Source organism: Bradyrhizobium sp. HKCCYLRH2047, from assembly GCF_051168175.1.
Lineage (GTDB): Bacteria > Pseudomonadota > Alphaproteobacteria > Rhizobiales > Xanthobacteraceae > Bradyrhizobium.
In genome coordinates this window covers 35,403-55,997 of sequence record NZ_JBNPUM010000022.1, presented here as the reverse complement: position 1 = coordinate 55,997, position 20,595 = coordinate 35,403, and the positions used below count along the sequence as shown (strand labels likewise).

Below are 20,595 nucleotides of genomic sequence, written 5' to 3'. Positions count from 1 at the left end.
GAAGTCGACCCACGGCCGCGTCCGTCGCGCCGTCTCGCAGTTCGTCGCGATTGCCGCCGCAAGCCTGCCTTCGGTCGGAGCCTGAGCGCCGGTTCCACGAGCTGCGTCAAATATTTGCGTCGGCCGCTTGATATCGGTCAACAGCGGAGGGAGAAGCGCGCTAACATCTCCTCGATCACTGCGTGAGAGGCAGGAGGTTGCATGTCGCGCTACGTCATCCATTTCCTGAAGGACGTGCTGGGCGAGAATGGCCGCCAGTGCGAGATTTGCCAGAGCACGCTGGAGGTTGAGGCCGACAGCGAAGGCGAAGCCGCAGAAATCGCAAAGTCCAGGTTCTGCGAACAGCAGGAGCTGCGCGACTGGTCGCTGCACGCCGACCGCATCGAGGTGAAGGCGGCCGACTTTCCCTCCTGAGCTGCGGCTCAGCGGCTCAGCCCAGCCGGTGCATCGCGGGCCCCGGGGCCGAGCGAGCGCTGCACCATCACGGTGTCGCACCAGCGGCCGTAGCGGTAGGCGACGCCCGGCAGCAGCCCCACTCTGGCGAACCCGAAGCGTTCGTGAATGCCGAGCGAGGCGACGTTGTCGGCGTCGATATAGCCGATCATCTGCCGATATCCCGCCGCGGCGGACGCATCGATCAGCGCCTGCATCAGCAGCCGGCCGACACCACGGCCGAGATGCTCATGGTGGACATAGATCGAATGCTTGACCGCGAACCGATAGGCCGGCCGCTTCCTGAACAGGACCACATAGGCATAGCCCACGACCTCGCCGCGGAATGTCGCAACCAGATGCGGCAGGCGATGATTGCGCAGATTCTTGCGCCGCTGCTTGAGATCGTCCGGCTCCGGCGCGCCGGAACCGGGGGCGCTGTCCTCGACCCCGCGGCGGACGTGCCGCCGGTAGATCGAGAGCATGGCCTCGACGTCCTCGTCGCGTGACGGCCTGACGAGGACCGGCGGCTCGGTATCGCCAGCCGTGATCGTGCTGTCCATGGTTCGAATTACTCTGCGCAGACATAGGTATGGAGCCGGATCCGGCCGGACTCGTCGAGCTCCTTGTACAGCCCCTGAATCTCGACGTCGAAGCCGGGATAGGCGTTGAACGCCCGCTCGAACATCTTGAGGTAATCGATCATCGGCTGGGCGCGCGCGGAGAGCCGCTCGCCCGGAACGATGGTGGCGATGCCCGGCGGATAGACCACGAACGGCGTCGTCGCAACGCGCCCGGCGATCTGGTCGATCGGCAGGTAATCGACCTCGTTGCGCATCAGCGCACGCGCTGCCTCACGCGGCGACATCGCGATCTCCGGCAAATGCTGCGGCTGGAACTGCTTTGCCTGCAGCGCGCTCACCTCGGCGTCGCGATAGAACCGGTGCATCTCGCCGCAGAGGTCGCGCAGCCGCAGCTTGCCGTAGCGCGCAAAGCGCTTCCGGGTGAACTCCGGAATGGCGTCCTCCAGCAGCACGTTGTCATCGTGGAGCCGCTTGAAGGCGACCAGACCGCTGATCAGGGTTCCGGCCTTGCTGGCCTCGACACCCGGCGTCAGCAGGAACAGCAGCGAGTTGAGATCGTTCTTCTCCGCCACGATGCGGTTCTCGCGCAGATATTGCGCGACGATCGGCGCCGGGATGCCGTGGTCGGCATAGCCTCCGGTGGCGCGATCGAAGCCTGGGGTCAGCAGGGTCAGCTTGTTCGGATCGGTCATGGTGAAGCCGGCGGCGAGATCCGGAAAGCCGTGCCATGCGGCCCCGGGCGCGAGCTGCCAGAGGGACGCGTCGGTCGCGAGTTGGTCGGTCGAGATCGCCTCCCAGGCCACATCGTGGCTGGCTCCGGGATTGGCCGCATCGGGAATCGAGACGCGATCCGGCACGAACGGCTCGAAGAACCAGCGCCGTGCCGGATCCTTCTCCTTCTCCTCGAATTCCCTGCGCATCGCCCGGATCTTCTTGCGCAATTCGATGCCGAGCCGGATCGTGTCGTCCCACAGCACCTCGCCGGAGCGGCCCTTCATCATCTGCGCGCCGACGTCCAGCGAGGCGAACAGCGGGTAGAACGGCGATGTCGAGGCGTGCTGCATGAAGCTCTCGTTGAAGCGCCGATGCTCGATCCGCCGCCGCTGCCCCTTGATGTGGCGGTCCTTGACGTGGATCTGCGAGGCCTGGGAGAAGCTCGCGAGCTGCTTGTGGGTCGATTGCGTGGCGATGATGCCTGGTGCGTCGGGTCCGAGATCGCCGAGGCCCATGGCGAAGCGGCCGGCATAGAGCGGGTGGAACTTCATGAACCCCGCCCAGGCCTCGTCGAACATGATGTAGTCGCAGAGGTGGCCGATCCGCTTCAGGATCATCTCGGCGCTGTGGATCGTGCCGTCATAGGTGCACTGCTCGACCACCGCGACGCGGAACGGCCGCTCCTTGCGCCAGGCGTCGGGGTCCTTCACCAGCGGGTTGTCGCGGATTTGTTGCCGCAGGTGCTGCTCGTCGAGCAGGTCCCAGCGCATCGGGCCGATCAGGCCCCAGGGGTTGCGAACTGTCGGGACGTAGATCGGGACGCCGCCCGAGATGAGCAGCGCACCATGATGGGCCGCCTTGTGGTTGTTGCGGTCGAACAGCACGAGGTCACCATCGGTGACCAGCGCGCCCAACACGACCTTGTTGGAGGTCGAGGTGCCGTTGAGGACGAAATAGGTCTTCTCGGCGCCAAAGATTTGCGCCGCTTCCTTCTGCGCGCGCAGCGCCGGTCCCTCATGGGTCAGGAGATCACCGAGATCGAGCACGGAATTGTCAAGGTCGTCGCGAAACACCGCCTCGCCGAGATGCTCGACGAAGATCCGGCCGATCGGGCTGCGGCTGTAGAACACGCCGCCATTGTGGCCGGGACAGGTCCAGAGCTGGTTGCCTTCCTCGGCATAGTCGACCAGCGTGCCGAAGAACGGCGTCTTCAGCGTCTCGGCATATTGCTTTAGCCGGCTGATCAGGTTCTTGGCGATGAAGGCGGGCGTCTCCTCGGAGAGGAAGACATAGCCGTCGATGAAATCGAGCACCTCGACCGGCAGGTCCTCGAAGCGCTTGCGCCGAATCAGCAGGATGATCGGGAAGTCCAGACCGCGCCGGCGCATCAGGTTGATCAGCGACGCCGTCTTGCCTTCCAGGCCCTTCTTGCCCCAATCGACGACCATGCAGCCGATCGCGGCATCCGTCTGCACCGCGATCTCGGCGTCCTCCAGCTTGCGGGCGCGCACCACCTCGAAGCCCGAGCGCTGGATCTCCTCAATGATCTGGTTGAAGCGGACGCCGGCGAGATCGTCGGTCTCGAACACGGGCGCGGCGAACAGGAAGGTGAAGCGGCGGAAGTAATCCATGAGCGTCTTTCGGGCTGGGTGGGGCAGCCACCTGTCGTCACGTTCGATGACGGTTCGATGACAATTGGGCGCCTCACGGAGCTTGTCTCGGCCGTCTCGCGGTGGCAATCGTCCCGAACCCGAGTGACGCTGAAAGGATCCGCGGTGCTTCCTGAATGGATCAGCCTTGATTGTGCGGCCCCGTCCGAACTCCATCGGCAGGCGGCGCTGGAACGCCAGGCGCAGTTGACCAAGCCGTTTGGCGCCCTTGGGCGATTGGAGCAGGTGGCGGTCGAACTGGCGGCGCTGCAGGCCCTGGAACGGCCGGGGGCCGACAGGGTCCCGGTGGTGCTGTTCGCAGGGGATCACGGCATCGCGGCGCAGGGCGTGTCGGCCTATCCGCCGGAAGTGACGGTGCAGATGCTGCACAACTTCGCGGCCGGTGGTGCGGCGATCTCGGTGCTGGCGCGCAGTCTGGGCTGCCCGCTTGAGGTGGTCGACGTCGGGACGCTGGCGCATGAGCCGGTGCCCGGCGTCGTCGTCGACAAGCCGCGGCGCGGCACCCGCGATTTCAGCACCGAGGCGGCGCTGACGCCGGAGGAGGTTGCGTTCGCGGCCGAAGCCGGACGGCGGGCGGTGGTGCGGCAGGCCGATCACGCGCCGCAACTCGTGATCTTCGGCGAGATGGGGATCGGTAATACAACGTCGGCGGCGGCGATCGCCGCCGCGCTGCTGTCCTGTGCGCCTGTCGACACCGTCGGCAGCGGCACCGGGCTCGACGCCGACGGGCGGGCCAGGAAGGCCGCGGTGATCGTCGACGCATTGCGGCGACACGGGCTCACGGCGGGAGCGGCCGTCGCGGACATCCTGAAAGCGGTCGGCGGCTTCGAGATCATCGCGATGGCCGGCGCGATCGTCGCCGCCGCGCAGCGGCGCTGGCCGGTGCTGGTCGACGGCTTCATCGTCTCGGTCGCGGCGCTGGTTGCCGTCCGCCTCAATCCGTCCTGCCGTGCGTGGCTGCTGTTCTCGCATCGCTCGGCCGAACGCGGCCACGCCATTGTGCTCGACGCGCTCGGCGCGCGTCCTCTGATCGACCTCGATCTGCGGCTCGGCGAGGCCTCCGGCGCCGCCACCGCGCTGCCGATCATCCGGCTGGCTTGTGCGCTTCACGGGGGCATGGCGACCTTCGCGGAGGCCGCTGTATCAGGAGCCAAGCCCTGATGCGGATCGATCTGCTGCGGCACGGGACGACGGGGCGGGACGGCCATCTCGACGGCCGTACCGACCCGCCGCTCAGCGACCTCGGCTGGGATCAATTCCGGCGGCAGACGCAGAGCCGGATCTGGCGCAGCGTTGTCAGCTCGCCGTTGGCGCGCGCACGTGCGGCGGCGGAGGACTATGCGCGACAGGCCGGCTGCGCGCTGGACATCGATGCGGACTGGAGCGAGCTCGATTTCGGGCACTGGGACGGGCGAAGCCGCCGTGACCTCGCCGCCGAGCCCGGGGGGAAAGGTTTGCTCGACGCCTTTCATGCTGATCCCACAGTCCGGGCACCGGGCGGTGAGAGCTGGGTCGATCTGCGAGCGCGTGTCACGCGCGCGACTGATCGCATTCTGGCAAAGTCCGAGCCTGCGCCGGTTCTGGTGGTGACGCATGGCGGCGCCGTGCGTGCCGCGCTGTCGCATCTGCTCGGCTGGCCGCTGCGCCAGCTATGGAGCCTGCGTATCTGTCCCGGCACGCGGATCACACTCGAAGCCGGGCAGGGCGATGATGGTGTAGCTTGGGGCGAAATCGTCGAGATCATTCAGCCATGACGCTTCGTGAATTCTGGATTGCATTGCAGTTCCTGACGCGGCTGCCGACCCCACGCGTCGCGGAGTCGCGACCGGACGATCTTGCGCGGGCGTCGGTCTGGTTTCCGGCCGCGGGACTGGTGATTGGCGCCTGTCTGGCGCTGATCGCCCGCCTTTTTCATGAGGCCGATCCGTGGATCGTCGCGCTGGCCGTGCTGGTCGCCTGGATCTGGATCACCGGCGCGCTGCATCTCGATGGGCTCGGCGACGTCGCTGATGCGTTCGGCGCCGCGCATGGCAAGCCTGAACGCTTCATCGCCGTGCTCGGCGATCCCCATGCCGGCAGCTTCGCCGTGGTCGCGATATCGCTGCAGATCGCCGCCAAGCTGGTGCTGACCGCCGAGCTGGCCACGGGCCCGACGGCCTGGGCGCTGCTGCTGATCCCGGCTTGGGCACGGCTGGGAACGCTGGTCTGCACCAAGACGCTGCTGTCGTTGAAGCCGGGGCTCGGCGCGAGCGTCGCGAACAGCGTCGGTTGGAATGTCATTATCGCGTGGGGCGGCGTGCTCGTGATCGCCGCGCTGGCCGGCGCGGTCCCGACGCTGCTCGCCATCGTGCTCCTGCCGGCGGTCGCATTCTATTGGCAATGGCGGCTCGGCGGCATCACTGGTGATTGCCATGGCGCCAGCATCGAGGTCACGGAAACGCTGCTGCTTGCCGCCTGCGTGCTCGGCTAGAAGGCGCCGCCGAGCGCCTGCGCCAGCCGCTGCCACTCGGACTCATCGCCCGGCAGGCCGAAGCGCAGCCAGTTCGGCTGAGCCGGAAAACGCCGGACGTGGATGCCGTGCCGGGCGAGCCGCTCGGCCAATGCGGCAGCATTCGCGTTCTCGACCAGCCTGAACAGGGGTGTTCCGCCAAGAGCCCTGGAACCGAGGCTGTGAATTTGGCAGCCGGACGCGGTCAGCATCGTATCGAGCCGTTGTCCGTCGGACACCAGCCTCACGCGTGCGTCCCGCAGCCATTGGTCGTCAGCCAGAGCAATCGAACCTATCGCAAGCGCAGGTCCAGACACGGCCCATGGACCCAGCGCACGGCGCAATTGATCGGCCAGGTCCTGGGAAGTTATGGCAAAGCCGAGCCTCAATCCTGCCAGGCCGTAAGCCTTTCCGAACGATCGCAGCACCAGAGTGGCTGGTGGCAAGCTCGGAATCAGGCTCGCCTCCACGGGACAGAAATCAGCAAAAGCTTCGTCTACCACAAGCAGGCCGTTGCGACGCGCGAGCGTCACGCCGAGCAAGTGGAGCGTGGCGCGTGGCAGCAATCGTCCAGTGGGATTGTTCGGGTTGACCACAATGGCGACGTCTGCTTCCGCCAGCGCATCGACCTTGTCGACCAAACGCACTCGGTGACCGCAGCGGCGCCAGCAGAGCTCATGTTCTTCGTAGGTCGGCGCAAACACAGCGACCGAACTCGAAGCGCGCAGGCGCGGCAGAATCTGCAGCAGCGCTTGGGTGCCTGCGGCCGCAACAATCGATGCGGGTGTCTGCAGGCGGTACCGTGCAGCGGCAACGGACAGCAGCGCGTCCTCGTCGGGCTTGCTGGGCAACCGTGTCCAGCTCTCAGCCGGGACCGTCGGCACGGGGTAAGGGATCGGATTGATGCCGGTCGACAGATCGATCCACGGCAGCGGTGCGTCCGGGTAGAGACGGCTGACCGCAGCGAGATCGCCGCCGTGAAGGATCGCTTCCGGCTCATCCTTATGCGTGCTAGTCGCTCTGTCGTCCATCTCGTTCCTTTACATGCCTTTCCTTCAGCGGAGATCGATGTTCGTCTCTCTCGCGCTCACGGCGCTCCTCGTCGAGGCGGCCGTGGGCTATCCCCAGGTCCTGGTGCAGCGGATCGGTCATCCCGTGATGTGGGTGGGCGCGCTGATAGCATGGGGCGACCGCCGCTGGAACAGGGCAGCAGACGGCTTTGCCGCACGACGCGCGCGTGGCATTGGGCTCGTGTGCCTGCTCGTCGTGGGGCTGATGGCCACCGGCCTCGTTGCAACATGGATCGTGCAGGCGCTCGTCGGCGAGCCGGTTGCAACCATCATCCTTGGTGTGGTGGCAAGCAGCCTGCTGGCCCAGCGCAGTCTCGATACGCATGTCGCCGCAGTTGCAGAGGGGCTGGAGCAGCAGGGACTCGACGGCGGCCGCGGGGCGGTGGCGATGATCGTCGGCCGCGATCCCGAGCGGCTGGATGAAGCCGGCGTCGCGCGGGCCGCGGTCGAGAGCCTGGCTGAAAACTTCTCCGACGGTGTCGTGGCTCCGTTGTTCTGGCTCGTCATCGGCGGTCTTCCAGGCATCCTGATCTACAAGGCTCTCAACACCGCCGACAGCATGATCGGTCATCTCTCGGACCGTCACCGCGCGTTCGGCTGGGCGGCGGCGCGGCTCGATGATCTCGTCAACCTGCCGGCCTCGCGCCTGTCCGCGCTGTGGATCGCAGCCGCTGCGGTCTGCATCCCCAACGCTTCGGCTTCGGCCGCACTGCGAGACGTTGCACGCGATGCATCGAAGCATCGTTCGCCCAATGCCGGCTGGCCGGAAGCGGCGATGGCCGGTGCGCTTGGATTGCGCTTGGCAGGGCCGCGCGTCTATCACGGTCATCTCGTCACCGATGCCTGGATGGGAGACGGGCGCGCCGATCTCGACGCGTCCGACATCCGGCGTGCCCTGCGGCTGTATCGGCTGGCGTGTCTGGTTCAGGCGGCGGTCGTCGCAGGCCTCGTCCTGGTCAGGATCCTGTAGTCGCCACGGGGGGCGCGGGTTTGCTCGCCAATGCCAGGATACGGTCAACGTCGACGTAGCGCTCGAGATGCGCCGCGAATGCATCCAACGTCGTGTCCACATCGGTCTCATAGACGAGGCCGCTCGTCGTCGAGCCGAGGCCGCGCAGCCAGTGGCTACGCAGGCCGTCGTCGGCGAACAGGCCATGTACGTAGCAGCCGGCAACCAGGCCATCGGCCGTGATGGCACCATCGCGCCGGCCATCGGAGAAGGTCAGGAAGGGGCGCTGTGTCGCCAATCCCTCGGTGCGGCCGATATGCATCTCGTAGCCGTGAAACGACAATTGACCGTCCATCAGCGTGCCCTGGACCTCGCGCAACGCCTTGTCGTCGGTCAGGGTCGTTTCGACGTCAAGCAGCCCAAGTCCCGTGACAGAACCAGATGCCCCCTCGTGTCCGTCGGGATCGCTGATCATGCGTCCGAGCATCTGATAGCCGCCGCAGATGCCGAGCACGCGGCCGCCGCGGCGCAGATGCGCGATGAGATCGATGTCCCAGCCGGCGTCACGCAGGGCGCTGAGATCGGCGATCGTCGCCTTCGAGCCCGGCAGGATCACGATGGATGCGTCGCCAGGAATCGGCGTGCCCGGGCGCAGGAACTGCAGGTCGATTCCGTCCTCCAGCCGCAACGGATCGAACTCGTCGAAATTGGAGATGCGCGGATAGGCGAGGATGACGACCTTCGGCCTGCGTCCTTCCGATGATCCGCGTTCAGCCAGTCCGAGCGCATCCTCGGCGGGCAGGCGGCGCGCATCGGAAAAATGCGGAATGAGCCCGAGCGACGTCCAGCCCGTCCGCTGCGCGATCTCGTTGATGCCCGACGCGAATAACGCCGGATCGCCGCGGAACTTGTTGACGAGGAAACCCGCGATGCGTGCGGCATCCGCGGGCGCGATCACCGCCTGGGTGCCGACCAGGCTCGCAATGACGCCGCCGCGGTCGATGTCGCCGATCAGCACCACCGGAATCTGCACCGCCTGGGCAAAACCCATGTTGGCGATATCGCCGGCGCGCAGGTTGATCTCGGAGGCGGAGCCGGCGCCTTCGACCAGCACGATGTCGGCATCAGCAGCCAGATGGTGAAAGCTCTCGAGCACCGCATTCATCAATTGCGGCTTCATCGCCTGATAGGCCGACGCCTTGGCGTTGCCGATGACGCGGCCCTGCACCACCACCTGCGACCCGATCTCGCTTTGCGGCTTCAGCAGCACCGGGTTCATGTGCACCGTCATTGGCCGCCGCGCCGCGCGCGCCTGCAGCGCCTGGGCGCGGCCGATCTCGCCGCCATCCGCGGTGACGGCGGCATTGTTCGACATGTTCTGTGGCTTGAACGGCGCTACTTTCAGGCCGCGCAATGTCAGCGCGCGCGCGAGTCCTGCGACGATCAGCGATTTGCCGACGTCGGAGCCGGTGCCCTGGAACATGATGGCGCGCGCGCTCATGAGCCTAGTACTCGATGCCTTCCTGCGCCTTCACGCCGGCCGCGAAATGATGCTTCACGAGGTTCATCTCGGTGACGAGATCGGCGGCCTCGATCAGCTCCGGCTTGGCGTTGCGGCCGGTGACGACGACGTGCAGATCGGGACGGCGCCCTGCGAGCGTGGCGACGACGTCGGCGATATCAAGATGATCGTAGCGCAGCGCGATGTTGAGCTCATCGAGAACGAGCAGCCGGATCGACGGATCCGCCATCAGCTCCTTTGCCTTGGCCCAGGCGCGCTCGGCCGCGGCGACGTCGCGCGCGCGATCCTGGGTTTCCCACGTAAAACCTTCGCCGAGCGTGTGCCACGACACCTGGTCGCCGAACGTCTCGATGGCCTTGCGCTCGCCGGTCTCCCACGCGCCCTTGCCGAATTGCACGACGCCAATGCGAAAGCCGCGGCCGATCGCGCGCAGCATCAGGCCCCACGCCGCCGTCGATTTGCCCTTGCCCTTGCCGGTGTGAACGATGAGCAGGCCCTTCTCCACGGTCTTGGAGGCGACCTCGGCATCCTGCACCGCCTTGCGGTTCTCCATCTTCGCCTTGTGGCGGGAATCGTCGGCGCTTTCGGTCACGGGCATGTTCTCCTTGTCACTTCAAAGTCAGCGGCAGTCCTGCCGCCATCAGGATCACGCGATCGGCCACGGCCGCGACGTCCTGGTTCAGTCGACCCTGGGCGTCGCGAAAGGCGCGCGCCAGCGCATTGTCCGGCACGATGCCCAGCCCGACTTCGTTGGACACGGCCACGATGGGGCCATTCGCGCTCCTGAGCGCATCGATCAGCTCGGCACATCTGGCCGGTACGTCCATGTCGGCGAGCATCACATTGCTGAGCCAGAGCGTCAGGCAATCGATCAGCATCGGCGTGCCCGAATCTCCATGTGCCCGGATGAGGCCGGCGAGATCATGTGTCGTTTCCAGCGTCTGCCATCCCTCAATGCGGCGCGCCTTGTGCTGGGCGATCCGGTCGGTCATTTCGGCGTCGAACGCCTGCGCCGTCGCAACATAGGTCCAGGGCGGCGGAAGGGCGGTGACGAGCGCCTCGGCATGGCGGCTCTTGCCCGAGCGCGCGCCGCCGAGCACCAGCGTCAGGCGCGGCAGGACGGGGTGCGGCGGGGCAGGGGCCATGGGGACGATTCCGATTGACGGGCTTTGGCGCGACCCGTATCTAACAGATGACGGTTCTCCGAAAGGAGAGATTTAGGGAACACGGTGCGGGTTCTTGACCCAAGGCCGTGGCTGCCCCCGCAACTGTAATCGGCGAGTGTGAGGCCAAGACACCACTGGGAAACCGGGAAGGTGGCCTGATGCAGCGACCCGAGAGCCAGGAGACCTGCCGTCGACATTGCTGTTGGCCGACCCGTCGCGCGGGGAGTCGCGATGCTGGTTCTGATCCCGCCGGGATGGGCGGGATGCCGTCGGATGCAGCGCATCGTCCGGTCCTCTGGGGAGCCGGCAAGCGACGGAGACGGCCATGAAGTTGACCCGTACCACGACCTTTGCAGCCGCGAGCCTGTTGCTGCTCGCCGCCGATCCCGCCTTCGCGCATCACATGATGGGCGGCAAGCTGCCGCAGACGTTTGCGCAGGGGATGCTGTCCGGCCTCGGCCATCCCATCATCGGAATCGACCATCTGGCGGCGATCGTGGGCGCAGGCATCGTTGCAGCTCTTCTGGGCCGCGGCTTCGCGCCGGTGCTCGCCTTCACCACCGCGATGATCGCGGGCGTCGGCCTGCATGTGGCCAAGGCCAACATCCCCGCTGCCGAGCTGCTGGTCGGCCTGACCACCGCCGTGGTTGGGCTGGTGGTGGTGATGCGTGGGCGTTTCGGCGTGTTGCCGGTTGCCGGCCTGTTCGCCGTGACCGGCCTCGTCCACGGATATGCGCTGGGTGAATCGATCGTCGGCGCCGAGAACTCTCCGCTTGGAGCCTATCTCGCCGGGCTGCTCGTGATCCAGACCGTCATCGCGGCCGGTGCGTTCCTCGGCACCAGGCTGCTGTCGGCGAAGGCCAAGGCGGCTGCGCCGCTGGCGCTGCGGCTCGCGGGCGCTGCCATCGTGCTGGTGGGCGGCGTTGCCGCCGCAACGGCCGCCGGCGTGATCGGCTGATTGATGATCGCATCGGAGACTGGAGAGACGACGCTGTTCGTCTGCGTCACCTGCCGCACGCAGGCGCCTGAAGCTGCGCCGCCGGACGAGCCGCGGGCCGGTGCCCGTTTGCTCGCAGCCATCGAGACGGTGCCGGCCGCGCAGCGCGCCGGCGTCACCGTTGTCGGTGTCGAGTGCCTGTCGAACTGCAATCGTGCGTGCACGGTTGCGGTGACAGCGCCGGGCAAATGGACCTATGTGCTCGGCGCGCTCGATCCGGATCTGCATGCGCGGGATGTGCTGGCATTCGCGCAGCTGCATCAGCGCCATGATGCGGGCCTGCCGGCCTGGCGCGAGCGCCCGGAATACATCCGCAAGAACACCGTCGCGCGCGTGCCTGCGCTGTCGGCGCCACGCTGAAACCGAGAGATCGCATCGCCATGACGAAGTCGTTCGCCAAGACGCCTTGCACCATCGTCACCGGTTTTCTCGGCGCCGGCAAGACGACGCTGGTGCGCAATCTGATCGAGACCGCGAACGGCCGCCGGCTCGCCATCATCGTCAACGAGTTCGGCGACGTCGGCATCGACGGCGACATCCTGAAGGGCTGCGGCGTGCCGGACTGTCCGGAGGATCGCATCGTCGAGCTGTCGAACGGCTGTCTGTGCTGCACCGTCGCCGACGATTTCGTGCCCGCGCTCAGGAGCCTGCTGGATCAGAAGGAGCCGCCGGAGCATATCGTGATCGAGACCTCGGGGCTGGCGCTGCCGAAGCCGCTGGTGCAGGCCTTCAACTGGCCCGAGATCGCGACGCGTGTCACGGTCGACGGCGTCGTGGCGGTCGTCGACGGCCCGGCGGTGGTTGCGGGCCGCTTCGCCGACGATCCGGAAGCGCTCGCGGCGCAGCGCGCCACCGATGCCTCGCTCGATCACGACAACCCGCTGGAGGAGGTCTACGAGGACCAGTTGCTGTGCGCCGATCTCGTCGTGATGAACAAGAGCGATCTGATGAGCGAGGGGCAGCGCAAGGATGTCGCCGCCGAGATCGCCGCCAAGGTGCAGCGCGCGGTCAAGGTGATCGCGACCGAGCATGGCAGGCTGTCGGCGTCGGTGCTGCTCGGGCTCGGCGCCGCAGCGGAGGACGATCTCGCCGCCCGGCCGTCGCATCACGACAACGAGGCCGAGCATGATCACGACGATTTTGAGAGCTTCGTGCTCGACGTCCCGGCGCAGGCCTCGCCCGATGCGCTCGTCGACCGGATCGCGGCCGCCGTCGATGCGCATGATGTCTTGCGGGTGAAAGGGTTCGTGGAAGTTGCCGGCAAGCCGCTGCGCCTCCTGGTGCAGGCCGTGGGCAGCCGCATCCAGCATCAGTTCGAGCGCCCGTGGCGCTCGGGCGAATCGCGGCAGGGGCGGTTGGTGATCATCGGCGAGCGCGGCCTCGATGCCGCCGCCATCCAGAGCCTGATCACAGGGTAGGCGTCACCGATGCACCTGCTGGCGACAACGGGCGGGGATCTCGACGACCTCGAACAGGCCGTGGATCTTGCGCAGTCGCCGGCCGAGATCGTCGTGCTGTCGTTCTCGGACACCGACCTGTCGGCGTTGGCCGAAGCCTGGACCGCGACGTCGACCGAGCTGCCCAGCCTGCGCCTCGCCAGCCTGAAGCGGCTGAAGCATCCGATGTCGGTCGATCTCTATGTCGACCGCGTCGTGCTCGGGGCGCGCGCCGTCGTCGTGCGTTGTCTCGGTGGGCTCGACTATTGGCGCTACGGGCTGGAGCGCATCGCGTCGGTGTGCCGCAGCCGCAACATCCTGTTCGCGGCACTGCCGGGCGACGATCGCGCCGACGACCGGCTCGATGCGCTCTCGACCTTGCCGCACGACGCGACGTCGCGGCTCTATGGCTATCTGCACGAGGGCGGCGTCGGCAATGCGCGCGAGGCGCTGCATTATCTCGCGAGCCTGCTTGGCGGTGACGCGCCGTTTGGCGAGCCGCTCGCGCTCGGCTCCATCGTCGGCTTCGCGCGCGACCGCGGCGCGGTCGGCATCGATGACCTCTGCAGCCACGATGATGCACGGCCGAGCGCGCTGATCGTGTTCTACCGTGCGAGCCTGCTTGCCGCCGATACGGCCGGGATTGCGGAATTGATGCGTTCGATCGAAGCCGAAGGGCTGGCGGCGGTCGCGGTCGCGGTGACCAGCCTGAAGGATCCCAGCATCGGCGATGCGCTGGCGCGACTGGTCCGGCACCGGCGTCCTGCGGTCATCTTGAACGCGACCGCGTTCTCGGCGCAGCGCGAGGACGGCACAACGGCGCTCGACCTCGCGGACGCGCCGGTTCTGCAGATCATCCAGGCACAGAGCACCGAGGAAGCCTGGGCTTCCTCGGCGCGTGGACTGTCGCCGACGGACCTTGCGATGAATGTCGTGCTGCCGGAGCTCGACGGCCGGCTGCTGGCGCGCCCGATTGCGTTCAAGGGTGAGGCACCGGCGGACGAGCGTCTGCAGTTCAGCGCGATGCGTTATGTGCCTCAACAGGACCGTATTGCTTACGTCGCCCGGCTCGCGGCGCGATGGGCGCAATTGCGCGCGCTGCCGGCCAGCGAACGGCGCGTGGTGCTGGTGCTGTCCGATTATCCGGCACGCGGCGGCCGCCGCGGCTATGCGGTCGGTCTCGACACCAGCGCAAGCGCGGCCGCGATCGCGCGGCTGTTGGCGGACAGCGGGTACGACATCGGCCGCGCAGCGCCGATCGCCGACGACATCGAAGCGCTGCTGCGGGACCAGGCAGATGAGCTCGTCGTGCCGCTCGCAGCCTATCAGTCCGCACTGGCGCTGTTGCCGGATGATCTGCAGCGCGCCTTGCACGACACCTGGGGAGAGGCAGATGTCGACCCGGCATTCCGGGATGGCGCGTTCCGTTTCCCGGTGCTGCGTACAGGAAAACTGCTGATTTTGTTGCAGCCGGATCGTGGCCATCGCGCCGACCGCAAGTCCGGCTATCACGACACCAGCGTGCCGCCGCGGCACGCTTTCGTCGCGCTCTACGCGCATCTTCGTGAGGCCGAGCGGATCGATGCGCTGATTCATCTGGGTGCGCATGGCACGCTGGAATGGCTGCCGGGCAAGGCGCTGGCGCTCTCGAGCGCGTGCTGGCCGGAGGCCGTGCTGGGCCCGTTGCCGGTGATCTACCCCTTCATCGTCAACAATCCCGGCGAAGCGATGCAGGCCAAGCGGCGGTTGTCGGCACTGACGCTCGGGCATCTGACGCCGCCGCTGTCGCAGGCCGGCCTGCACGGACCCTTGCTGGAGCTGGAGGGGCTGGTCGAGGAGTATGCCGAGGCGGATGGTCTCGACAAACGCCGCTTGAAGCTGCTCGAGGAGGAGATCGTCGCGCGAGCCTGGCAGAGCGGCTTGGCCGCCGATTGCGGGCTCGACCGTGCCATGGCCGGACGCGAGGCGATCGCGCAGCTCGATGCGCAGCTCTGCGACATCAAGGAGCTCGCGGTGCGTGACCGCCTGCACGTGTTCGGGCAGGCGCCCGACACGGCGGCGACCGGCCTGTTGGCCGATGCGATCATTGCGGCCACGGGACAGGCGGCAGCGACTATCGATCGCGCCGACATCGCAGCCCGGATTGACGGGAGCGCGGCGGCCGAGCGCAGCGCGTTGCTCGCCGCGCTCGATGGCCGGCGCGTCGTCGCCGGTCCCGCCGGCGCGCCGAGCCGCGGCCGTCTCGACGTGCTGCCCACGGGCCGCAATCTGACCGCGATCGACCCGCGCGCGATTCCGACCCGCACTGCGGCTCTGGTTGGCCAGCGCGCCGCCGACGAGGTGATCCGGCGCTATCTGCAGGACCATGGCGACTATCCGCGCGCGCTCATGCTCGATCTCTGGGCGTCAGCATCGCTGCGTACCGGCGGTGACGATCTGGCCCAGGCCTTGGCTTATCTCGGCGTGCGGCCGCGCTGGGATCTCAACTCCAATCGCGTCACGGGCGTCGATGTGCTGCCGTTGGCGATGCTCGATCGCCCGCGCATCGATGCGACGCTGCGGATCTCGGGGCTGTTCCGCGACCTGTTCGAAGCGCAGATCGCGCTGTTCGATCTCGCCGTGCAGAAGGTGGCGGCGCTCGACGAGGACGATGCCGACAATCCGCTGGCCGCGGCCCGGCGGCGCGGCGAGAGCCTGGCGCGCGTGTTCGGCGGCGCGCCCGGCAGCTACGGCGCCGTTGCCTCCGATCTCGCGCTCGGGATGGACTGGACGAGCCGGTCGCAGCTCGGCGAGGCGTATCTCGACAGCACCGCTTACAGTTTTGGCGGAGCGCATGACGGCGCGTCGGCCTCCGACACGTTTCGCGCCCGCGTCCGCAGCGCCGATGCCCTCGTGCATCCGCAGGACGATCGTGAGCGCGACCTGCTCGATGGCGAGGAGGTCGCCGATTTCGCCGGAGGTTTTGCCGCCGCCGCAGCGTCGCTTGGCGCGTCGCCCGCGCTGCTGCATCTCGACACCAGCCGTCCGGAGGCGCCGACGGCGCGGAGCTTCAGCGAGGAGATTGCCCGCGTGGTCCGCGGCCGTCTCGCCAATCCGCGGTGGATCAACGGAATGCTCGCTCACGGCTATCGCGGCGTGGCCGAGATCGCGCAGGGCGTCGACGCGCTCTATGCCTTTGCGGCCACCTCCGATGCCGTCGCCGAGCACCTGTTCGATCTGGCGCATGGCGCGCTGCTGCGTGACGAAGCTGTGCTGGACGGCATGGTCGCGCGCAATCCTGCGGCCGTCGCCGCGATCGTCTCGCGGTTCGAGGATGCGCTGCGCCGGCGGCTTTGGGTGCCGCGCCGCAATGCGGTCGCTGACGAGATCGTGCAGGCTCGCGCGCGCCTCACGCAAAAGGAGAGCGTGTCGTGAGCGCCGCGGTCGAGATCAAGGGCTGGTGTCCGGGCGCGCGGCGTCCGATGCCGAGCGGCGACGGGTTGATCGTTCGCGTCCGGCCGCATGGCGGCGCGCTGCCGGTGTCGACGCTGCGCGAGCTTGCCGAGGCCGCGCGGCGTTACGGCAACGGCGAGATCGACCTCACGCGCCGCGCCAATCTGCAGATACGTGGCGTATCGTCCGAGACGCTCGTGCCGCTGTGGGAGCTGATGGCATCGCTCGGCCTGCTCGATGACAGCGCCGAGCTCGAAGCCATCCGCAACATCGTCGTCAATCCGCTGGCGGGACACGACCCGGCCGAACGGGCCGACATGCGACCCGTCGCGGCCGAGCTGGAGACGTTGCTGGCCTCGGATCAGACGCTCCATGCGCTGCCGCCCAAGTTCGGCTTTGCGCTGGACGGCGGCGGCCGGCTGCCGCTGACGGAGCTCGCCGCGGATGTTCGTCTCGTCGCCTGTGGCGGCACTCGGGGGAGGCGTGTCGCCGTCGGCATTGCGGGTTCCGATGATCCCGTGTGGCTCGGAACGACAGCCGTGATCGACGCGGCATCGACGGCCGTTCACCTCGCGCGGCTGGTGCTGCAACTTAGCCCCACGCGCCGCTCCGCGACGTTGCCGCCGTCCGCGATCGCCGCGGTCAGCGCAGAGCTGAACCTTGACGTTTCCGACATCGCGCCACCGTCAGCCGCCATGGGGCAGCGACATTGCGGCGTCATTGCTCTCACGGATCAAACCTGCGCCGTCGGTCTCGGCGTGCCGTTCGGCCGCATCGATAGCGACGCGCTGGCGCGGCTTACGGCCGTGCTCGCGGCACATGATGTCGCCGAGGTCCGCCTGTCACCATGGCGCGCGCTATATGTCGTCGCGGGCGCCGTGAGTGCAGGGCAATTGGTGGCGGACGCAGCCCGGCTCGGCCTGGTCGTCGACGACGCCGATCCACTGATGCGCATCGACGCCTGCTCGGGCGCCGGCTGCTGTCCGTCCACGGAATTGGCGACGCGGCAGCATGCCCGCATGATCGCCGATGCGATGGCCCGGACGGGATTCAACGGCACGCTGCACGTCTCCGGCTGCGCCAAGGGCTGCGCGCGATCGGCGGCCGCGGACGTCGTGCTGGTCGGCGAGGCCAAAGGTTATCACATCGTCCGCCACGGCACGGTGAAGAGCGAGCCCTGCGGCATGCTCGATCCCTCCGAGATCGATGGCGGCGGGCTGTTCGAAACGAAAGAAAAGGCCGATGTCTGAGCTCCGCGACTACATCAAGGACGGCGCGGAGATCTACCGCCGCTCGTTCGCGACCATCCGCGCCGAGGCCGACCTGTCGCGCTTCCAGGGACTGGAAGAGAAGATCGCCGTGCGTATCATCCATGCCTGCGGCATGGTCGAGATCACCTCCGACATCGCGATGTCCGAACATTTCGCCGCAGAGGCGCGGGCGGCGCTCGATCGCGGTGCGCCGATCCTGTGCGATGCCAAGATGGTGGCGCAGGGGATCACGCGGGCGCGGCTGCCGGCGAGGAACGAGATCATCTGCACGCTCGAGGCGCCCGAGGTGCCCGCGCTTGCCGCGAAGCTTGGGACCACCCGATCCGCCGCGGCGCTGGAGCTGTGGCGGCCGCATCTCGGCGGCGCCCTGGTGGCGATCGGCAATGCGCCGACGTCGCTGTTTCATCTGCTCGACATGCTCGATCAGGGCGCGCCGCGACCGGCTGCGGTGATCGGGACGGCGGTTGGGTTCGTTGGAGCGCGGGAGTCCAAGGAGGCGCTCGCGGCCGATGGCCGGGTGCCGTATCTGATCGTGAAGGGCCGCAAGGGCGGCAGCGCGATGGCGGTCGCGGCGGTGAATGCCATCGCGAGCGACGTCGAATGAGCCTCTTAGACACCATCGCGGGCTCGGCTCATCCCGGCACGCTGTACGGCATCGGCGTCGGTCCGGGCGACGTTCGCTATCTGACCTTGCGCGCCGCCGGCCTGGTCCGGTCCGTCGATGTGGTGGCGTTCTTTGCCAAGCGCGGCATGGAAGGCAACGCGCGTCGGATCGTGACGCCCTTGATGGAAGCCGGCCGCCACGAGCTGCGGCTCGAATATCCGGTCACGGAGGAACTGCCCGTCGCCGACCCGTCCTATCAGTCAGAGATCGCCGATTTCTATCGGCGCGCGTCGGACAGCATCACCGCGCATCTGGCGGCGGGGCGATCGGTCGGTCTGCTGTCGGAAGGCGATCCGTTCTTCTACGGCTCGTTCATGCATATGTGGCGGCGACTGGAGCACGATCATCCGGTCGAGGTGGTGCCGGGCGTCACCGGCATGTCCGGCTGCTGGACAAAGGCCAATGTTCCGATCACCTGGGGCGACGACGTCCTCTCGGTGCTGCCGGGCACGTTGGGCGAGGACGTCCTGCATGACCGGCTGACGCGTTGCGAGGCTGCCGTGATCATGAAGGTCGGGCGCAACCTCGCCAAGGTGAAGCGCGCGATCATCAGCGCCGGATTGCTCGATCGCGCGCTCTATGTCGAGCGCGGCACGATGGAGGCGCAGCGCGTCGCGCCGCTGGCCGAGGTGGAGCTGGACCGCGGTCCCTATTTCTCGATGATCCTGATCCCCGGGCAGGGGCGACGGCTATGACGGGCACGCTGACCATCGTGGGCGTCGGCCCGGGGCGGGCCGAATTGATCACGCCCGCCGCCGCGGCCGCCATCGCAAGCGCGACCGATCTGATCGGCTATGGACCGTATCTCGACAGGGTGACCTCGACGAGTCCGGGCCAGATCCGGCACGCCAGCGACAATCGCGTCGAGCTCGACCGTGCGCGCCACGCACTGGCGCTCGCACGCGACGGCAAGCAGGTCGTGGTGGTGTCGGGCGGTGATCCCGGCGTGTTCGCGATGGCCGCGGCGGTGTTCGAGGCGGTCGAGGCGGGACCGCCGGCTTGGCGCGACCTCGACATCCGCGTCGAGCCTGGCGTCACCGCCATGCTGGCGGCCGCGGCTGAGGTCGGGGCGCCGCTCGGCGGCGACTTCTGCGCGATCTCGCTCTCCGACAATCTCAAGAGCTGGACGACCATCCGTCGCCGCCTCGAGGCGGCCGCCGCGGCCGATTTCGTCATTGCGCTCTATAATCCGCTGTCCAAAGCGCGGCCTCATCAGCTGGGCGAGGCGTTCGCGCTGCTGCGCCAGATCAAGCCGGCTTCGACCGTCGTCGTCATGGTCAGGGCCGCGGGCAGTGGTGATGTCGGACGGATCATCACCACCTTGGGCGAGGTCGATCCCGGCAAGGCGGACATGCGCACGCTCGTGCTGATCGGATCGAGCGCCACGCGCCTGATCGCGCGCGAGGGAAAGTCGCCGTTTGTCTATACGCTGCGCCGTGAGGTTGAGGGCGGGGCATGAACCAGTTGTGCCTCCAGCCACTGCAATGCGGCTCGCGCGCCGTCCAGCGCGATGCCATGCGGCTTGTCGGGTCTTGCGATCATCACCACGGGAATCGCGAGCCGCCGCGCGGCTGCGATCTTCGGATACGTGGCCGCGCCTCCGGAGTTCTTCGATACCACAAAGGCAATGCGCTCCTGGATCAGAAAGGCTTGCTCTGTCGGCTCGTCGAACGGCCCGCGATCGTGGACGAAGCGAATGTCGGGCGGCAACGCGACGTCGCCAGGCGGGTCGATGGTTCGCGCGACGTAGTGGTGCTGCGGGGCTGCTGCGAAGGCTGCGAGCTCCAGGCGGCCAAGGCTGAGGAATACACGCGCCGGATCCGTTCCGAGCGCGGAAGCCGCGTCGTCGGCACTGCCGACTTCGATCCAGCGGTCGCCGGCCTGGCGTTGCCAGGCCGCGCGCCGGATCGACGCCAGCGGCACCGACAGCGCATGGCAGGCTGCGACCGCATGGCGCGAGATCTGGTCGGCGTAGGGATGCGTGGCATCGATGACGGCGTCGATCGCATGATCCCGCAGCCAGGCTTCCAGTCCGGCGATGCCGCCGAAGCCGCCGATGCGCGTCGGCAGCGGCTGCGGTCTGGGCGCGGCGGTGCGGCCGGCGAGCGAGAGCGTCGCTGCGAACCGGTCGTCGCCGGCGAGCAGCCGCGCCAGCTCCGAAGCCTCGGTCGTCCCGCCAAGAATGAGAATACGCATGCGG

20 protein-coding genes and 1 riboswitch are annotated in these 20,595 nt (G+C 67.7%); of the genes, 13 read left to right on the top strand and 7 right to left on the bottom strand.

All coding sequences use genetic code 11. The features are described from left to right. The first annotated feature begins 201 nt into the window (after positions 1 to 201). Entirely contained in the window at positions 202 to 414 is a 213-nt protein-coding gene (locus ACQR1D_RS31220) for a hypothetical protein (RefSeq protein WP_315805115.1), read from the top strand. A gap of 8 nt (positions 415 to 422) precedes the next feature. Here ACQR1D_RS31220 and ACQR1D_RS31215 read toward each other — a convergent pair whose 3' ends face one another. Both ACQR1D_RS31215 and ACQR1D_RS31210 read right to left on the bottom strand, forming a co-directional pair. After that, entirely contained in the window at positions 423 to 995 is a 573-nt protein-coding gene (locus ACQR1D_RS31215) for a GNAT family N-acetyltransferase (protein WP_316182759.1), read from the bottom strand. 8 nt (positions 996 to 1,003) lie between these two features. Then, entirely contained in the window at positions 1,004 to 3,361 is a 2,358-nt protein-coding gene (locus tag ACQR1D_RS31210; RefSeq protein ID WP_434894275.1) for an Orn/Lys/Arg decarboxylase N-terminal domain-containing protein, read from the bottom strand. Positions 3,362 to 3,505: 144 nt separating this feature from the next. Here ACQR1D_RS31210 and cobT point away from each other — a divergent pair, with 144 nt between their 5' ends. The 3 genes from cobT to cobS are packed head-to-tail and all read left to right on the top strand — an operon-like array spanning position 3,506 to position 5,870. Beyond that, positions 3,506 to 4,561 carry a nicotinate-nucleotide--dimethylbenzimidazole phosphoribosyltransferase gene (gene cobT, locus ACQR1D_RS31205; RefSeq protein WP_434840401.1) on the top strand — a complete coding sequence of 352 codons (1,056 nt, stop codon included), beginning with the start codon at positions 3,506 to 3,508 and terminating at the stop codon, positions 4,559 to 4,561. Continuing rightward, positions 4,561 to 5,154, top strand: coding sequence for a histidine phosphatase family protein (locus ACQR1D_RS31200; RefSeq protein ID WP_316238651.1), 594 nt, complete (start codon positions 4,561 to 4,563; stop codon positions 5,152 to 5,154). The genes cobT and ACQR1D_RS31200 overlap by 1 nt, the downstream gene beginning before the upstream one ends. Further along, on the top strand, positions 5,151 to 5,870 hold the full coding sequence (gene cobS, locus ACQR1D_RS31195) for an adenosylcobinamide-GDP ribazoletransferase (protein WP_434840402.1): 720 nt from the start codon (positions 5,151 to 5,153) through the stop codon (positions 5,868 to 5,870). Before ACQR1D_RS31200 ends, cobS begins: the two co-directional genes overlap by 4 nt. Here the strand turns inward: cobS and cobD are convergent. Further along, positions 5,867 to 6,919 (bottom strand): threonine-phosphate decarboxylase CobD, encoded by a 1,053-nt coding sequence (gene cobD, locus ACQR1D_RS31190; protein WP_434840403.1) that lies wholly within the window; start codon positions 6,917 to 6,919, stop codon positions 5,867 to 5,869. The genes cobS and cobD overlap by 4 nt on opposite strands. Positions 6,920 to 6,956: 37 nt before the next feature. On the opposite strand from cobD, the gene cbiB reads away from it, so the two are divergent. Then, positions 6,957 to 7,928 carry an adenosylcobinamide-phosphate synthase CbiB gene (gene cbiB / locus ACQR1D_RS31185; RefSeq protein WP_434840404.1) on the top strand — a complete coding sequence of 324 codons (972 nt, stop codon included), beginning with the start codon at positions 6,957 to 6,959 and terminating at the stop codon, positions 7,926 to 7,928. Here the strand turns inward: cbiB and ACQR1D_RS31180 are convergent. The 3 genes from ACQR1D_RS31180 to cobU are packed head-to-tail and all read right to left on the bottom strand — an operon-like array spanning position 7,915 to position 10,574. Further along, the gene (locus ACQR1D_RS31180) at positions 7,915 to 9,408 is read right to left on the bottom strand and encodes a cobyric acid synthase (protein ID WP_434840405.1); all 1,494 of its coding nucleotides are present in this window, start codon (positions 9,406 to 9,408) and stop codon (positions 7,915 to 7,917) included. The two genes, cbiB and ACQR1D_RS31180, sit on opposite strands and share 14 nt — an antisense overlap. 4 nt (positions 9,409 to 9,412) lie before the next feature. Then, positions 9,413 to 10,021, bottom strand: coding sequence for a cob(I)yrinic acid a,c-diamide adenosyltransferase (gene cobO / locus ACQR1D_RS31175; RefSeq protein ID WP_042339416.1), 609 nt, complete (start codon positions 10,019 to 10,021; stop codon positions 9,413 to 9,415). Positions 10,022 to 10,037: 16 nt separating this feature from the next. After that, positions 10,038 to 10,574 (bottom strand): bifunctional adenosylcobinamide kinase/adenosylcobinamide-phosphate guanylyltransferase, encoded by a 537-nt coding sequence (gene cobU / locus ACQR1D_RS31170; protein ID WP_434840406.1) that lies wholly within the window; start codon positions 10,572 to 10,574, stop codon positions 10,038 to 10,040. 34 nt (positions 10,575 to 10,608) lie between these two features. Beyond that, positions 10,609 to 10,801: riboswitch (cobalamin riboswitch) on the top strand. Positions 10,802 to 10,920: 119 nt separating this feature from the next. Here cobU and ACQR1D_RS31165 point away from each other — a divergent pair. Genes ACQR1D_RS31165 through cobJ form a run of 8 tightly spaced genes read left to right on the top strand, consistent with a single transcriptional unit; the run spans position 10,921 to position 19,854 of the window. Further along, positions 10,921 to 11,553: a HupE/UreJ family protein gene (locus tag ACQR1D_RS31165; protein WP_316182768.1), complete on the top strand. Its 633-nt coding sequence runs from the start codon at positions 10,921 to 10,923 to the stop codon at positions 11,551 to 11,553. Between the two features lie 3 nt (positions 11,554 to 11,556). After that, complete coding sequence (locus ACQR1D_RS31160; RefSeq protein WP_315805170.1) at positions 11,557 to 11,952, top strand: DUF1636 domain-containing protein; 396 nt, start codon at positions 11,557 to 11,559, stop codon at positions 11,950 to 11,952. Positions 11,953 to 11,972: 20 nt separating this feature from the next. After that, positions 11,973 to 13,010, top strand: coding sequence for a cobalamin biosynthesis protein CobW (cobW, locus tag ACQR1D_RS31155; RefSeq protein ID WP_434840407.1), 1,038 nt, complete (start codon positions 11,973 to 11,975; stop codon positions 13,008 to 13,010). A gap of 9 nt (positions 13,011 to 13,019) precedes the next feature. Continuing rightward, positions 13,020 to 16,442 (top strand): cobaltochelatase subunit CobN, encoded by a 3,423-nt coding sequence (gene cobN / locus ACQR1D_RS31150; protein ID WP_434840408.1) that lies wholly within the window; start codon positions 13,020 to 13,022, stop codon positions 16,440 to 16,442. Then, positions 16,439 to 17,710: a precorrin-3B synthase gene (gene cobG / locus ACQR1D_RS31145; protein WP_434840409.1), complete on the top strand. Its 1,272-nt coding sequence runs from the start codon at positions 16,439 to 16,441 to the stop codon at positions 17,708 to 17,710. Before cobN ends, cobG begins: the two co-directional genes overlap by 4 nt. Further along, positions 17,703 to 18,335, top strand: coding sequence for a precorrin-8X methylmutase (locus tag ACQR1D_RS31140; protein WP_434840410.1), 633 nt, complete (start codon positions 17,703 to 17,705; stop codon positions 18,333 to 18,335). Before cobG ends, ACQR1D_RS31140 begins: the two co-directional genes overlap by 8 nt. Continuing rightward, positions 18,332 to 19,090, top strand: coding sequence for a precorrin-2 C(20)-methyltransferase (locus tag ACQR1D_RS31135; protein ID WP_315805130.1), 759 nt, complete (start codon positions 18,332 to 18,334; stop codon positions 19,088 to 19,090). Before ACQR1D_RS31140 ends, ACQR1D_RS31135 begins: the two co-directional genes overlap by 4 nt. Beyond that, positions 19,087 to 19,854 (top strand): precorrin-3B C(17)-methyltransferase, encoded by a 768-nt coding sequence (gene cobJ / locus ACQR1D_RS31130; RefSeq protein WP_315805131.1) that lies wholly within the window; start codon positions 19,087 to 19,089, stop codon positions 19,852 to 19,854. The genes ACQR1D_RS31135 and cobJ overlap by 4 nt, the downstream gene beginning before the upstream one ends. Here cobJ and ACQR1D_RS31125 read toward each other — a convergent pair. After that, complete coding sequence (locus tag ACQR1D_RS31125; protein WP_434894274.1) at positions 19,818 to 20,591, bottom strand: cobalt-precorrin-6A reductase; 774 nt, start codon at positions 20,589 to 20,591, stop codon at positions 19,818 to 19,820. The genes cobJ and ACQR1D_RS31125 overlap by 37 nt on opposite strands. Between the last annotated feature and the right edge of the window lie 4 nt (positions 20,592 to 20,595).